Source organism: Hymenobacter sp. ISL-91 (assembly GCF_018613725.1).
Taxonomy (GTDB): Bacteria; Bacteroidota; Bacteroidia; order Cytophagales; family Hymenobacteraceae; genus Hymenobacter.
Genome location: NZ_JAGGPS010000008.1, coordinates 1 through 13,986, shown reverse-complemented (window position 1 = coordinate 13,986; position 13,986 = coordinate 1). Strand labels below are relative to the sequence as shown.

At 56.3% G+C, this 13,986-nt stretch carries 11 protein-coding genes, 1 tRNA gene and 1 rRNA gene; 9 read left to right on the top strand and 4 right to left on the bottom strand.

Annotated elements, in window-relative coordinates; genetic code table 11:
- The first annotated feature begins 39 nt into the window (after positions 1–39).
- Together J7E24_RS03670 and J7E24_RS03665 are read left to right on the top strand one after the other, a co-directional pair.
- Complete coding sequence (locus tag J7E24_RS03670) at positions 40–1,179, top strand: acyl-CoA dehydrogenase (protein WP_215135230.1); 1,140 nt, start codon at positions 40–42, stop codon at positions 1,177–1,179.
- Positions 1,180–1,338: 159 nt separating this feature from the next.
- Positions 1,339–2,262 carry a helix-turn-helix domain-containing protein gene (locus J7E24_RS03665; RefSeq protein WP_176897368.1) on the top strand — a complete coding sequence of 308 codons (924 nt, stop codon included), beginning with the start codon at positions 1,339–1,341 and terminating at the stop codon, positions 2,260–2,262.
- 115 nt (positions 2,263–2,377) lie between these two features.
- Here J7E24_RS03665 and J7E24_RS03660 read toward each other — a convergent pair whose 3' ends face one another.
- The 3 genes from J7E24_RS03660 to J7E24_RS03650 are packed head-to-tail and all read right to left on the bottom strand — an operon-like array spanning position 2,378 to position 4,300.
- Entirely contained in the window at positions 2,378–3,187 is an 810-nt protein-coding gene (locus J7E24_RS03660; protein WP_215135228.1) for a geranylgeranylglyceryl/heptaprenylglyceryl phosphate synthase, read from the bottom strand.
- Positions 3,165–3,905 (bottom strand): hypothetical protein, encoded by a 741-nt coding sequence (locus tag J7E24_RS03655; protein WP_215135226.1) that lies wholly within the window; start codon positions 3,903–3,905, stop codon positions 3,165–3,167. Before J7E24_RS03655 ends, J7E24_RS03660 begins: the two co-directional genes overlap by 23 nt.
- An 8-nt stretch (positions 3,906–3,913) precedes the next feature.
- Positions 3,914–4,300, bottom strand: a complete 387-nt coding sequence (locus J7E24_RS03650) for a phage holin family protein (RefSeq protein WP_215135224.1) — start codon at positions 4,298–4,300, stop codon at positions 3,914–3,916.
- A gap of 143 nt (positions 4,301–4,443) precedes the next feature.
- Between J7E24_RS03650 and J7E24_RS03645 the strand changes: the two genes are divergently transcribed.
- Entirely contained in the window at positions 4,444–5,628 is a 1,185-nt protein-coding gene (locus tag J7E24_RS03645; RefSeq protein WP_215135222.1) for a J domain-containing protein, read from the top strand.
- 36 nt (positions 5,629–5,664) lie between these two features.
- On the opposite strand, the gene J7E24_RS03640 is transcribed toward J7E24_RS03645, so the two are convergent.
- Positions 5,665–5,737: transfer RNA gene (locus J7E24_RS03640), tRNA-Phe, on the bottom strand.
- A 180-nt stretch (positions 5,738–5,917) separates the two neighbouring features.
- On the opposite strand from J7E24_RS03640, the gene J7E24_RS03635 reads away from it, so the two are divergent.
- The 6 genes from J7E24_RS03635 to J7E24_RS03610 form a co-directional block, all read left to right on the top strand.
- A complete protein-coding gene (locus J7E24_RS03635; RefSeq protein ID WP_215135220.1) occupies positions 5,918–7,321 on the top strand; it encodes a 4Fe-4S dicluster domain-containing protein in 1,404 nt (467 codons plus the stop codon).
- Between the two features lie 116 nt (positions 7,322–7,437).
- The gene (locus tag J7E24_RS03630) at positions 7,438–8,337 is read left to right on the top strand and encodes a (Fe-S)-binding protein (protein ID WP_251047004.1); all 900 of its coding nucleotides are present in this window, start codon (positions 7,438–7,440) and stop codon (positions 8,335–8,337) included.
- A 164-nt stretch (positions 8,338–8,501) separates the two neighbouring features.
- A complete protein-coding gene (locus J7E24_RS03625; protein WP_215135218.1) occupies positions 8,502–8,987 on the top strand; it encodes a hypothetical protein in 486 nt (161 codons plus the stop codon).
- A gap of 130 nt (positions 8,988–9,117) precedes the next feature.
- Positions 9,118–11,049 carry an OmpA family protein gene (locus tag J7E24_RS03620; RefSeq protein ID WP_251047003.1) on the top strand — a complete coding sequence of 644 codons (1,932 nt, stop codon included), beginning with the start codon at positions 9,118–9,120 and terminating at the stop codon, positions 11,047–11,049.
- A gap of 145 nt (positions 11,050–11,194) precedes the next feature.
- Positions 11,195–11,944: a DUF4476 domain-containing protein gene (locus J7E24_RS03615; RefSeq protein ID WP_215135216.1), complete on the top strand. Its 750-nt coding sequence runs from the start codon at positions 11,195–11,197 to the stop codon at positions 11,942–11,944.
- Between the two features lie 771 nt (positions 11,945–12,715).
- Positions 12,716–13,986: ribosomal RNA gene (locus tag J7E24_RS03610) — 16S ribosomal RNA — on the top strand; the annotation flags it as partial.

Here is a 13,986-nt window from a genome sequence, read left to right as displayed (position 1 = left end):
CCTAACCGTTAGATTTTCCCACCCCACCCACTTTACCGCATGGATTTCCAGCTTACTGAAGAACAACTGGCCGTACAGGCCGCTGCCCGCGACTTTGCCCAGAGTGAACTGTGGGCCGGTGTAATTGAGCGCGACGAGCACCAAAAATTTCCGGCCGAGCAAATCAAGAAGATGGGCGAGCTGGGCTTCATGGGCATGATGGTGAGCCCCGAGTACGGTGGCGGCGGCATGGACACCGTTAGCTACGTGCTGGCCATGGAAGAAATCAGCAAGGTCGATGCTTCGTGCTCGGTTATCATGTCGGTGAACAACTCGCTGGTATGCTGGGGCCTGGAGAAGTATGGCACCGAGGAGCAGAAGCGCAAGTACCTGCCCAAGCTCACGTCCGGCGAAATCATTGGCGCCTTTGCGCTGTCGGAGCCAGAAGCCGGTTCTGATGCAACGAGCCAGCGCACTACCGCCGAAGATAAGGGCGACCATTACCTGCTCAATGGCACCAAAAACTGGATTACCAACGGTACCACCGCTTCGGTATACCTCGTAGTGGCCCAAACCAACCCCGAAGCCAAGCACCGCGGCATCAACGTACTCATCGTTGAGAAGGGTATGGAAGGCTTCGTAACCAGCCCCAAGGAAAACAAGCTCGGTATCCGGGGCTCCGATACCTGCTCGCTGCAGTTCACCGACGTGAAAGTGCCCAAGGAAAACCGCATCGGCGAAGATGGCTTCGGCTTCAAATTCGCTATGCAGGTACTGGCCGGCGGCCGTATCGGTATTGCTGCTCAGGCCCTGGGTATTGCCTCGGGTGCCTACGAGCTGTCGTTGAAGTACGCCCAGGAGCGCAAGGCGTTCGGTGTGCCAATCTCGCAGCACCAGGCCATCCAGTTCAAGCTGGCCGATATGGCTACCAACATCGATGCCGCCCGCCTGCTTTGCCTGCAGTCGGCCCACGACAAAGATGCCCACCAGGACTACGCCAAGTCGGGTGCTATGGCCAAGCTGTTTGCCTCAAAAGTGGCTATGGATACTGCTGTAGAGGCCGTTCAGATTCATGGTGGCTACGGTTTCGTAAAAGAATACCACGTAGAGCGGATGATGCGCGATGCCAAAATCACCCAGATTTATGAGGGAACCTCCGAGATTCAGAAAATTGTAATCTCTAGGGAAATTCTCAAATAGGAACAGAATTGCCTATTATTCAGAAGTATTGCACAAAACCCAGTCAGTAAATGACTGGGTTTTGTGTTTTTGTGAATTTTTATATGTTATTTTGCATTTGTTAAACCAGCGGTACTATATTCTGGTTTACTACTCTCAAATTTCTCGCTCTACCTACCGATGGAAGATTATAATAAAGTAATAGAATCTTTGGGTGTCCGGTACATCAAAGCAAAGAACCTGGTGTTGCAGCAGCCATTTACGGTACGCAACTCCTACGATGTCGGCAATAACCTGATTCTGCTCCACAAAGGACATGTTTCTTTTGGGGATGAAAGCCATGCAGTGGAAGAAGGCGAAATGCTTTTCATCCCCGGCGGTCGGGCTACTAAGGTTACTTATGGCCACGACCCCAGCAAGAGCATTACCAACGACGACCTGATTACCAACAAGGATAAGTTCTTCCATTCCAACTCCGACCTCGACCTGATCGGAGATGCCGAGGAAAGCCACTCGTTTGTGAGTTTCGAGGCCAAGGTGTTCGATTCGGTGAATTTCTTCGCCTCGCTCGATGTGCCGGCCTTCCTTATCACCGGCAACTCCAAGCTGGCCAACCTCATCATCAAGGTGGTAGAGGAAAGCCTGCAGGAACTGCCCGGTCGCGAGCGGCTCATCACGATTTACACCGAGAACATCGTGGTGGAAATCGTGCGCTACATCCTCAAAAACAAGATGTTTGTAGAGCAGCTGGCTACCAACAGCACGTACTTCAAGGACCCGCGCCTCATCGACCTGTTCAACTACATCAAAGAGAACATCGGCGGCGACCTGTCGAACAAGGTTCTCTCGGGCGTAGCCAACGTGAGCGAAGATTACGTGGGCCAGTACTTCAAGATGCTCACCGGCATCAACCCGCAGGACTACATCGAGTACCAGCGGATGGAGCGCGCCGTGTTCCTGCTCCGCACCACCAAAAAAAGCATCCGTGACATCGGCAAAGAGGTAGGCTACAAAGACACCGCCTATTTCTGCCGCCGCTTCAAGATGATGTTCGGTATTCCGGCCGGCAAAATGCGCCGCCGTGAGTCGGCCATGAACATCTAACCACAGATGTTTGGATGCCACAAATACAGGCGCCAGTAAGAGTAGCAGAAAAGGAAATAGCCTGGCCAGATTGGCCGGGCTATTTCCTTTTCTGCTGACGTGATGTGCTTTTGCGCTATTTGCTGCCGATGTGCTGAGCAGGCACGGTTTCAGCGGCATCCGCAGTATTGGCAACGGTTTCAAACGCTGTGATGATATCAGCCACTTCAGCTAGGAAATCGGGGTTCTGCTCGATGTGGTTGCCAACTACGATAACATCGGCCCCGGCTTGTAGGGCTGCACGGACCTTTTCGGCGCTGTTGAGGCCACCACCTACAATAATGGGCAGGTCTACCGCTTGGCGTACGGCCCCAATCATGGCGGGCGTAACGGGGTGTAGCGCCCCGCTACCGCCATCAAGGTAAATGAGGCGCAGGCCCAGCTGTTCGCCGGCCATGGCGGTGCAGGCGGCAATAGCGGGCTTGTCGTGGGGGAGGGGGGTGGTGCCGCTGATGTAGCTGGCCGTAGTCTGGCGTCCGCTATCAACGAGCATATAGCCGGTGGGTAGAATCTGCAGGCCGCTTTCACGCAGCCGTGGGGCCGCAATAACATGCTGGCCGATCAGAAACTCGGGGTTGCGGCCCGAAATCAAGGACAGCAACAGGATGCCGTCGGCTTGCGAATCGAGGTGCAGGCTATGACTCGGGAAGAGTAGTACCGGTACGTTGGACCGGCTCTTGATAAAACGAATGAGGGCAGCCTGATGCGAACCAAGCACCAAGCTGCCGCCCATAAAAAAGTAATCTACTACGTGTTGCTCACTCAGGTCCAGCAACCGCTGGCACCCGGCCTCATCTATATTGTCGGGGTCCAGCAGAACGGCCAGCGACTTCCGGCCTATTTGGCGGTTTTGGCTAAGTCTATCATGCAGGCTGGCTGGGCGCATCCGCGTCGTCGTGGTGGTAAGTGAATTCAATGTCGCGGGTTTCCGGCTCCTGGCGCGGTGCGTCCGAAGCAGCAAGGTCGGTATTTTTGAGGACTGGCAAATAGTCGCTGGCCTTTTTGGCAATAAAGGCTAGTGTAACAGCCGTAGCTTGGGCCACCAACATCTTGCCGGTATCCGACTGCATGAAAGCCCGGAAAGTATCGGCTAATATCGAAGATGCTTCCGACTGGGCTGACGGGTCAGCTCCAGAGGCAGGTTGCTCATACGTACGGGCGCTTGGGCGGGTAGCGGGCACTATAGCGTTGTAGTTTGTAGCAGGCTGAAACGGGTCTGCCTCACTTGTAGTAGCGCTACCTTCAGCTGGCATATTACTTCGAAGCCGCCGCCCTCCCAGGCCCAGGTCATCTGCCACCGCCGTATCAACGGTAGTAGATGCCAGGGGCCGGCGTAAGTTGTCTTTTAATTGCTTCGCAGACTCTTTTTCGGCAGCTTTAAGCGCTTTCGCTGGCTTCTTGTTGGATTTGGAGTTGCCAAGCGCCTTCGAGATAAGCCATAGTCCACCCAGTATCCCGGCTCCTGCGGCAGCATACTTGCCTACCTGCAGCGTTTTCTCCTTTATATCCTGAACATCGCCCATCAGAGCACGCTCATATTCCAGCTTCTGGCGCTCCAGAAACTCTTTCTCATCTTCAAACAACGGGTTGTGCAGCTCAGTCATCGGTCGGGTTAGGCTTGGCGTTTGTCGGATTTATAAATGGTGTTGCCCAGCGTCTTGTCGGCCAGGGCTTGGAAGGCCGACTTATCGACCCCTATAACAAAGGCAATCAGCAAAACAAGATAGAAGCCTGCCACGATTCCAAAGCCCCAGAAATGGCTGTCGAGCACGTCGTTCAGTACAAAAGCCAAGAACAAATTCAGGAACAGAAAAAAGAACAGACCTATGACAGCCATAGTGACGCCGTGCGCCACGTTTACAAACGTGTGCTTGGCTTTTTCCTGCACTTCCAGCCGAACCAGATCGAGGCGGGTGTCAAGGTAACCCTTCAGATTACCTACCAGACTATCGTTGTGAGGTGTCTTGGAAGCATTTTCTTCGGTGGAGAACAGGCCCATGGAGGAGACTTTTGCGGGAAAACAATGTTATTAAGTTGGGTAGTAGCAAATAAAGCCGCTACTCGTTATATGGTAGCTGTTGCATACGGAAAAGGCGAAGCTGTGTCTGAAATTGGTTTGTTTTTACGCTATACTGCCCTGCTTTGAGCCAGAATCATTACCAAGTGCTCGGTGTGCCGGTAACGGCCACTTTACCCGATATCCGGCTGGCATACAGGCGTCTGGCAGTGTTATACCACCCCGACAAGCACGGCGGCAATGTGCTCTACGAAGAGCTGTTTAAGGCAGTAGCCGTGGCCTATCGGGTGCTGGGCCACGAGGGTCGCCGCGCTCACTACGATCAGCAACTACGCGCCGACGCCCGCCGGCTCGATGAGGCCCAGCGTCAGCAGCATTTCCGCCAGCAGGGCCAGCATATTTATGGTGCGCCTATGCCCGCCCCGGCCCCGCCCCTGCGTACCCGCCGGCCGGCCGGAGCCAACGAGCGGTACTACCAGCCCATTGCGCGCCAGAAAGTAAAGTTCACGCGGCGCGACTATTGGCTTACGGCGCTGCTGGGAGTGGGGCTGGTCCTGTTTATGGTTTCTGTAAAAGTTACCATGGACTATGTATCGGGCTCGGGTAACTACACGCGGGGCCTGCAGGCCTACACGAAGGGCAACTGGGCTGGGGCACACAGCTACTTTACCGATGCGCTGCACTTCCGGCCTGACTACAATCTGGCCCTGCGGCGGCGGGCCGAGGCCGCTCAACTCGGTCTGCACGATTATGCCGCCGCTCGCGCCGACCTGCGTGCTGCTCTGCCCGAAGCCCCGGCTGCGCTGCGGGGGCAGCTATGGCTGCGCTTAGCTCAGTGCGAGGCCGCCCTCGGCCGGCCGGCATCCGCTCGGGATGCCTACCAGAAAGCCCTGACCCTTGATAGTACACTGGCCCGCGCCTGGCTACGGCAGGGCGAAACAGAGCTGTTTCAGCAGCAGCAATTTGCGGCGGCCGTTCGCACGCTGTCGAGTGGTTTGCGCCATGCCAGCGGGCCTTCGCGGCTGCGAGGGCAGCTACTCACGTTCCGGGGGCTGGCCAATTTTAAGCTGGGCCGCTACGAGGCTGCTCAGAACGACTACTGGGCAGTGCTGGACATTACACCCCGTAGCGGGCAACTCTATTTTCTGCTGGGCCGCGTGGCGCAACAGCAGCGCGATGTGCCCCGGGCCTGCGACCTGCTCCGGCGGGCCGTGCTGCAAGGCTACGAGTTCGCCCGCGCCGCCCGCGACACTACCTGCGCCGCTGAACCGCCGCAGGCTAAAGAAACCAAGTTAAGTGCCGCAAAATAAAAAACCCCGATTCTGAGACAGAATCGGGGTTTTTTGTGGTAATGATTGGAATCGAACCAACGACACCAGCATTTTCAGTGCTGTGCTCTACCAACTGAGCTACATTACCAACTCGTGGTTCCCGGCAGGCCTTTTGGCCGTTGGGGAGCACAAAAGTAGCAAAGCATTTTCAACCTGCAAGTCAGAATCGAAAAAAAAGTTGGTAGCGGAAACTATCTGCCTCAAAATCGGTAAATTGTTATGCATACCGAGTATATTTCGGATCCAACTCTAAACTTACCCTTTTCCCGTGCATTTCTCTATTCAAAACATCATCTTCCTGCTGGTGGCGCTGGCAGGCTTCGGCTTGTTTGCCTGGCAGGCCAGCCGCATCCGGGCCAACGTGCTGGTGGGCCGCGACCGAGACATGAGCGGCCACGTAAACGAACGGCTCTGGAAAACGCTGTTGGTAGCTTTCGGTCAGCAGAAGATGTTTAAGCGCCTGACGCCGGCCTTCCTGCACCTGATTGTGTACGTGGGCTTCATCGTCATCAACATTGAGGTGATTGAGATTATGGTGGACGGCCTATTTGGCACTCACCGCTTCCTGCAGTTCACTGGGCCGTTTTACTCGGCTCTCACTGGTACCAACGAAATTCTGGGGGCGCTGGTAATCGTGGCCGTCGTAGCCTTCTGGTGGCGGCGCAATGGCAATGTGGTCAAGCGCTTTACCGGTCCCGAAATGCGGGCCTGGCCGAAGATGGATGCCAACATCATTCTTTATGTAGAGGTGGTGCTGATGGCAGCCCTGTTTCTGATGAACACGGCCGACCTGAAGGCCTACCAGCTCCAGGGACTCGACCTGCCGGGTGCCTATCCCATCAGCCAGTTCCTGACGGGCCTGTTGCCCGATAGCGTACCAACGTTGCACGCACTCGAGCGTGTGGGCTGGTGGGCGCACATTGTGGGCATTCTGCTGTTTCTTAATTACCTGCCCAGCAGCAAGCACTTCCACATCATCATGGCGTTTCCTAACGTCTACTTCTCGCGGCTCATCCCACAAGGACAGTTCTCGAATGTGGAGAGTATCACCCACGAGGTGAAGGCCATGATGGACCCCAGCTATGCGGTGCCGGCCCCGGCTACCAACCCCGATGGCTCGGCAGTAGCCCCCGCACCCTTCGGGGCTAAAGACGTGGACGATTTGGCCTGGACCAATCTGCTCAATGCCTACTCCTGCACCGAGTGTGGCCGTTGCACCTCGGTGTGTCCGGCCAACATCACTGGCAAGCTTCTCTCGCCTCGCAAAATCATCATGGACACGCGCGACCGGATGGAGGAGAAATACAACGCGCCGCTCCTTTTCAGCCCGGCCTTGTACGGCGCAGAAGCTAAGCACGACCCCCAAGAGCAGCTCGACAAGGAAAACCATACGCTGCTACGCGGCTACGTAACGCCCGAAGAGTTGTGGGCCTGCACCACCTGCAACGCCTGTGTTGAGGCCTGCCCGGTGAACATCAACCCGCTGGACAGCATCATCGAGATGCGCCGCTTCCTAGTACTCGAAGAGTCAGCTGCTCCCAACGCCCTGAACGCCATGTTCAGCAACATCGAAAACAACGGCGCGCCCTGGGCCTTCTCGCCCTCCGACCGTTTCAACTGGGCCGACGACCTGTTCGTGGCCGAGAAAGGGACGCTGGAAGTTAAGAGCTAGATGCCAAAATGCTGCTCCCATTTCCTTCTTCCTCAACTCTGCTTCTTGTCCCTGGAATCCGTGGTTTACACCACCGGTTCTATCTCCTAACTACTATCTCCTAGCTTCTCAACATAATGGCTGAGCAAACTGCCAAACGTCCTGTTTCTGTACCCGTAATGGCCGATTTGGCGGCCCGGGGCGAGAGTCCTGAAATTCTGTTTTGGGTGGGTTGCGCCGGTGCCTTCGACGACCGGTACAAGCGCGTGACCCGCGCTTTCGTGCGCATCCTCGATCATGTGGGCGTGAATTATGCCGTCCTGGGCAAGGAGGAAAGCTGCACCGGCGACCCGGCCAAGCGCGCCGGCAACGAGTTCCTGTTCCAGATGCAGGCCATGACCAACATTGCCACCCTCGATGGTTACGGCATTAAGAAGGTGGTTACGGCCTGCCCGCACTGCTTCAACACCATCAAAAACGAATACCCCGCTTTGGGCGGCGAATACGAGGTGATTCACCACAGCACCTTTTTGCAGCAGCTCATCAACGAGGGCAAGGTGAAGGCTGAAGGCGGCGAATCGTTCAAAGGCCGCCGCATCACGTTCCACGACTCCTGCTACTTAGGCCGGGCCAACGACATTTACGAAGCCCCACGGGCCGTACTGGAAGTGCTCGACGCCGACTTGGTGGAAATGAAGCGCTGCAAGACGAACGGCCTGTGCTGCGGTGCCGGCGGTGCCCAGATGTGGAAAGATGCTGAGCCCGGCAACAAGGAAGTAAACATCGAGCGCACCGAGGAGGCCTTGGCTACCCTCGATGGCACCGATGCCGTGCTCAACAACCTGCGCGGTGTGGAAAGCAATGCCCCTGCTACTCCTGCTTCGGCCAAAGCGGCCGGCGGCAGCGTTATTGCCGTGGCTTGCCCTTTCTGCATGACCATGATGGCCGACGGCGTAAAAAACAAGGAGCGCGAGCAGGATGTGCAGGTGTTCGACCTGGCTGAGCTGATTGCCTCCGCCGAAGGCCTGAACGCGTAATCTTCAGCTTGAATCCATCCGCTTCAAAAACAGCCCTGGCCGGAACTTCCGGCCGGGGCTGTTTCTTTGTAAGTAACACGAAGCGCCAGTTTCGTGTACCGTTGCTGACATTGCAGTAGCGTTCCATAATATCCAAAGCTGGCGCTTCGCGCCACACCCTGCCCATGTACGTTCCCTTCGATCAGCTGCCGCCCTCGGCCCGCATCTGGATTTATCAGGCTAACCGCCCTCTCACGGCCACCGAACAAACCGAGGTACAACCCACCTTGCACCGTTTCGCCGATGAGTGGACCAGCCACGGCCGCAGGCTGGCCGCCTCGGCCGTTGTGCTGCACAACCAGTTTCTGGTTATCGGGCTCGACGAGGGCGTTGCCGATGCCAGCGGCTGCTCGATTGATGCCTCCGTGCGTTTCGTGCAAGGCATGGAGCAGCAATTGGGTATAGACTTACTCGAGAAGTCGAAGCTGGCCTTTTGGGTAGACGGACACGTAACGCTGCTCGACCGTAAGCAGCTAGGTCCTGCCATTGCCGCCGGCACACTTTCGGCCGAAACGCCGTATTTCGACAACACCATTGGCCAGCGTCAGCAGCTGCTGGAGCGGTGGCCGGCCCCGGCCGCCGATACGTGGCTTACCCGTTACTTCGTTTAACAAACGGCTAAGGCGCTGAAACCGACTTTTTCGCCGGAAAACTTGCATCTTAGCCGCACTATCTGCGCATTATCCGCGCACTGGCCACCTGTTGTGGCCGGCTGCCGGTTCCTCTTCCCTCCCTGTTATTATGAGAAACGCTATTCTGATGTGGACTGCCGTGGGTTCGGCCACCCTGCTGGCGGGCTGCGCTACCACCGGAGGGCTGAGCAAAGCCGACAAGCGGTTTGCACGCGGCGAATACGAGTCGGCGCTTACCTTATATAAGGCCGAAGTGGCAAAGGGCAAGAATGTAGCCCAGGGCAACTACCGAATTGCCGAGTCCTACCGCCTGTCCAACCGCGTCGAGCAGGCCGAAGCCTATTATAAAGCGGCTATTGATGGCGGAGCCCGCAAGGCCGACGCCGGCTACTATTATGCCCTGGCGCTACGGGCCAACGGCAAGTTCGACGAAGCCGCCGAGCAGTTCACGCAATACGCCGAGGTAGGCAGCAACCGCACCCTTACGGCTCAGGCCGAAGCTGAAGCCCGAAACGCCCGCGCCTCGAAAGACCTGCTGGCCCAGCGCACGAACAGCGAGGTAATGCCGCTGGATGAGCTGAACACGCCCGCCTCAGAGTTTAGTACTACCCGTATTCCCGATTCCAAGGAGCTGGTGTTTGCCTCAGGCCGAGAGGGGAAGGTGTTCCCCGGCAACGGCGAAGGGTTCAACGACCTCTACGCTGTGCGCTTCGCCGACGACCAGAAACTCACCGGCGGCACCGTGCGCAAGCTCGAACCCGTCATCAACTCCGTCAACCGCCACGAGGCCAGCGCCACCTATTCACCTGATGGCAAAACGGTGGTATTCGCCCGCTCCAACGACGGCTCCAAAAAAGGCTTGCTGAGCGTCGATTTATGGATTTCCTACTTCCGCGAAAACGCTTGGACCGAGCCTGAAATCCTGCGCGGCGTGAACAGCAGCACTGCGGATGAGTATTCGCCCGTTTTCTCGGCCGATGGCCAGACGCTCTACTTTGCTTCCACCCGCAAGGGCGGTTTGGGCGGCAGCGACCTGTACAAGGCCGCCATGGAAGGTCCCGGCCGCTTTGCTGCCCCCGAAAATCTGGGTGATAAGGTAAACACCGTGGGCAATGAGAGTTTCCCGGCCATTTCGCCCGAAGGCGTCCTGTACTTCTCCTCCGATGGCCACCCCGGCTTGGGCAAGCTCGATATCTTCAAGCTCGATAAAGGGCAGATCCGCAATCTGGGCACCCCCATCAACAGCTCCGGCGACGACTTCGCTCCTTTCTTCCTTGACAAACAGGGTGGTGTTTTCTCCTCGAACCGGGCTGGCGGCAAAGGCTCCGACGACCTCTACCGCTTCCGCGAGAATACCGTTAAGCTGGTGTTCTTCGCAGTCGATGGCACTGTGTTGGAGCGCGACAACCAAACCGGCACCAGCACCATCGTTCCCAACCAGCCCGTAGCGCTGCTCAGCTCCAGCGGTAAGCAACTTCAAACTACCACCAGCGGCCCCGACGGCAAGTTCATCTTCAAGCTCGACTCCACCGCCGCTGCCTACGCCCTCACCGCCAACCGCGACGGCTACTTCACGGCCCGAAATTCCCTTACCACTGTTGGTCGCAAACCCGCCCAAGAGCTGCTACCCGACCCTGTGAACGAGGTGCGGATACCAATAACGCTTACGCTTACCAAAATCGTAAAGAACAAGGCCATCGTGGTCGACAACATCTTCTATGATTACGATAAGTCCAACATCCGTCCCGATGCGGCCTTGGAACTCGATAAGCTGGTTGAAACACTCAACGACAACCCCCGCATCACCATCGAGCTAAGCTCGCACACCGACTCGCGCGGCAAAGATGCCTACAACCAAGCCCTTTCGCAGCGCCGCGCCCAATCGGCCGTCGACTACATCATCTCTAAAGGCATAGACCCTGCCCGCATCACGGCCAAAGGCTACGGCGAATCACGCCCGGTGGTGCCGAACGCCAAAACCGAGGAGCAGTACCAGCGCAACCGCCGCACTGAGTTCAAAGTGACCAAAATTGCGGAGTAAGTATTCTGCTCCTATATAAGTCAACCGCCCGGTCTGCATGAAGCAGGCCGGGCGGTTTTGCTTTGGCGATAAATCGATAGGGCAGGAGCCACTACTTGGCACAGTCCTTGGCTTAGCCGAGATACACTATATACTGTCCGGCTCCATGAAACGAATCTTGCCTCTTCTGATTGGCTGCCTGCTATTACTCGGTACTGTACATGCTGCTCCCGTTACGGCCAGCATCTCCGGTGAGCGGGGCTTGTCTTTTCGGCTCTCCCTCGATGGGCAACCCGTTTCCCGCGGCGCCCGTGCCCAAATCTACCTCGACCAGTTGCGCCCCGGCTATCATTGGGCCGATTTCTACATTCCCGTAGGTCGGGGCCGTGGCGTTAACTACCGCACCCGGATTTTCCTGGCCGACGGGTTCGAAACCAACTTTGTGCTGGTTGCTCGTCCAGGCTTTCCTCCCTCGCTCCGGACCATGAGCACCGTTCCACTAACCCCGCCGGTGGTGTCGTATCCCAACCAAGGCCCGTACCCAACCCCGTACCCTAATAATGGCCACCCCGCACCTGGGCATCAGAACCACGGGTATCCTCATGTCGCATATCCTGCTCCTGCCTACCTACTGGCCCCGGTCGAAGTAGAGAACCTGCTCCAGGCTATCCAGCACCGGCCCTTCGACGATGCCCGCATGGCCATTATGCGCGACGCATTGCGCGAATCATTCATCGAATCACAGGATGCCCGTCGGCTGATCAAATCCCTGTCCTTCGATGAAAACCGCATAGAAACTGCCAAGTACCTTTATAGCCGCGTCGCCGACCGGCACAACTTCTACCAAGTATATGATGCCTTGGTGTTCAATTCCAGTATCCAAGAAGTACAGGAATACGTGCAGTCCATACGTTAAGAAGCTATTTTAGCACCCATCCGGCCTTCTCGCTCCTATATGCATAGGGCAGGGAAGGCCGGTTTCCATTTGTCCCCCAAAAAGAAAGTGGCTGATTCTGTGGGTAGAAGCGGCCTTATACGGCTATTTTACTCGTTGGGGTTGCGTATCCCGGTACAAAGCCCCACTTTTGCATCCCCAACCGGAACGCGGTCGGGCCAGCGGCTTCCTCGGAAACGCCCCTTGAAAAAAAAGTTGCCCTGCAGGGTTGCGCAAGTCGGCAAGGTTTTACTACCTTTGCACCCCGCTTCAACCGGAAGCGCTTGCACCCTGGCTTAACGAGTTGCCTGAAAAGGCGGCGCACACTAGCAGGAAGGCCGAAAAGAGAAAAACTTTTTTCTCTTTCGACTTGCAGAAAGCAAAAAGCTACTTACCTTTGCAGCCCGCTTCAACCGGAAGGGGGAGAGCAGGCAACGAGAAAAGAAACACTTCAAAAAAGTTTTCTTCTTTCCCTTGCAAGTGGCAAAAAGCTGCTTACCTTTGCAGCCCGCTTCGATCGGAAGGGGCTGAGAGTAACACCGCCTTGCTTTGGTGAGGCACACGGCAGACTCCGAATGGGAGTGATGCACACGTTCTTTGAATGACTGGAAAAGACAATATAGGTAAGACCTGAAGCCGTAAGGCGGAAGGCAAATGAGTGACGCGAATCAGTTCTTTCTTTGGAAAGAACATATTAAGGGTCGGATCAGCACTTGACATCAGCTATGCTTCGGCATAGTGTAGAGAAATCTTACAATGGAGAGTTTGATCCTGGCTCAGGATGAACGCTAGCGGCAGGCCTAATACATGCAAGTCGAACGGTGGTAGCAATACCATAGTGGCGCACGGGTGCGTAACGCGTAACCAATCTGCCCTGAACTGGGGGATAGCCCGCCGAAAGGCGGATTAATACCGCATAATACTGCTTACTGGCATCAGTTGAGTAGTAAAGATTTATTGGTTCAGGATGAGGTTGCGTGCCATTAGCTAGTTGGCGGGGTAAGGGCCCACCAAGGCGACGATGGCTAGGGGACCTGAGAGGGTGATCCCCCACACTGGCACTGAGATACGGGCCAGACTCCTACGGGAGGCAGCAGTAGGGAATATTGGGCAATGGACGAGAGTCTGACCCAGCCATGCCGCGTGCCGGATGAAGGCCTTCTGGGTTGTAAACGGCTTTTCTCAGGGAAGAAAAAGGGTATGCGTACCAAACTGACGGTACCTGAGGAATAAGCACCGGCTAACTCCGTGCCAGCAGCCGCGGTAATACGGAGGGTGCAAGCGTTGTCCGGATTTATTGGGTTTAAAGGGTGCGTAGGCGGCTTGTTAAGTCCGGGGTGAAAGCCCACAGCTCAACTGTGGAACTGCCCTGGATACTGGCGGGCTTGAGTCCAGACGAGGTTGGCGGAATGGATGGTGTAGCGGTGAAATGCATAGATACCATCCAGAACCCCGATTGCGTAGGCAGCTGACTAGGCTGGTACTGACGCTGAGGCACGAAAGCGTGGGGAGCGAACAGGATTAGATACCCTGGTAGTCCACGCCGTAAACGATGGATACTCGCTGGTAGCGATATACTGTTACTGGCTTAGCGAAAGCGGTAAGTATCCCACCTGGGGAGTACGCTCGCAAGAGTGAAACTCAAAGGAATTGACGGGGGCCCGCACAAGTGGTGGAGCATGTGGTTTAATTCGATGATACGCGAGGAACCTTACCTAGGCTAGAATGCGCGTGACCGGTTCAGAGATGAGCCTTTCCTTCGGGACACAAAGCAAGGTGCTGCATGGCCGTCGTCAGCTCGTGCCGTGAGGTGTTGGGTTAAGTCCCGCAACGAGCGCAACCCCTATGTTTAGTTGCCAGCATGTTATGATGGGGACTCTAAACAGACTGCCTGCGCAAGCAGTGAGGAAGGCGGGGACGACGTCAGGTCATCATGGCCCTTACGCCTAGGGCTACACACGTGCTACAATGGGCGGTACAGCGGGTTGCTACTTAGTGATAAGATGCCAATCTCCAAAAACCGT